General features: G+C 69.2%; 2 protein-coding genes and 1 pseudogene. All 3 read left to right on the top strand.

Going from position 1 to position 831, the window contains the following annotated elements:
* A pseudogene (locus D7Y21_RS41305) lies at nucleotides 1-186 on the top strand (hypothetical protein); the annotation flags it as partial.
* 10 nt (nucleotides 187-196) lie between these two features.
* A complete protein-coding gene (locus tag D7Y21_RS42485; protein ID WP_014400807.1) occupies nucleotides 197-373 on the top strand; it encodes a hypothetical protein in 177 nt (58 codons plus the stop codon).
* A gap of 23 nt (nucleotides 374-396) precedes the next feature.
* The gene (epsW, locus tag D7Y21_RS41300; protein ID WP_120564615.1) at nucleotides 397-804 is read left to right on the top strand and encodes an exopolysaccharide biosynthesis response regulator EpsW; all 408 of its coding nucleotides are present in this window, start codon (nucleotides 397-399) and stop codon (nucleotides 802-804) included.
* Nucleotides 805-831 lie beyond the last annotated feature (27 nt).

The following is an 831-nucleotide window of genomic DNA, read 5'->3' as shown; positions in this document are numbered from 1 at the left end:
GTAGGCGGGGCCGTGGGGGACCGGCAGGTGGTGGGCGGTGTGGGCGCGGGTTGGACGCTGAACCGATGGGTGACCCTGGAGGCGGACACCCGCGCGGCCTGGACTCGCTCGCCCGACGTGGAGGCGGCCCGCACGGTGTGGTCCGCGACGCTGGGACTGACGGTCCAGAAAACGGGTATCCTCTGAGCCTCCCGCCATGGCGAAGCTCATCCTCCTGTCCGTCCTCGTTGCCACCATCGCGCTGCCCGGAGCGGCCGCGCGCGATGCGCATCCGTGGCGGGGGATGAAGAAGGCCATCCTGTGGGTGGCCCTCTTCAACATGGCGTACGCATATGGCGTGCTCGTCCTCGTTCCCAGGTACGGGTTCGGGTGAGGGAAGGAAAGGCGTCAGACGTGATGGAGCTCCAACAGCTCACCGTCCTCCTCGTGGAGGACTCTCCGATGTTCCGCGTCATGCTGCGTGACATGCTCCAGCAGATGGGCGTGAAGAACGTGGTGGAGCAGCCCAACGGCAAGGCCGCCATGGAGTACCTGGCGAGCGGCGAGCTCAAGCCGGACCTCGTGTGCCTGGACCTGACGTTGCCGGACGTGTCCGGCTACGACGTCTGCGAGCACATCCGCCGCACGCCCGCCATCGCGCACGTGCCGGTGTTGATGGTGTCCGCGCGCAACCTGCCGGAGGACAAGGCCTACGCGGAAGAGGCCGGCGCCAACGGCTACCTGGGCAAGCCCTTCACGCCCGAGGAGCTGGAGAAGCGCGTGCGCCAGGTGCTCAAGGCCGCGGCGCCCCGGGGCAGCGCGTGACCACGCCCGCCCCACGCACGCCTCGCT

The organism is Corallococcus sp. AB045 (assembly GCF_003668895.1).
GTDB classification, from domain to species: domain Bacteria; phylum Myxococcota; class Myxococcia; order Myxococcales; family Myxococcaceae; genus Corallococcus; species Corallococcus coralloides.
The sequence above is the reverse complement of the archived record's forward strand: the minus strand, read 5'-3'. Positions and strand labels throughout refer to the sequence as shown.

What these genes read in the sequence shown, in the direction of transcription:
- D7Y21_RS42485 (WP_014400807.1), top strand. Translation starts at nt 197, where the DNA reads ATGGCGAAGCTCATCCTCCTGTCCGTCCTCGTTGCCACCATCGCGCTG.
- epsW (WP_120564615.1), top strand. Translation starts at nt 397, where the DNA reads ATGGAGCTCCAACAGCTCACCGTCCTCCTCGTGGAGGACTCTCCGATG.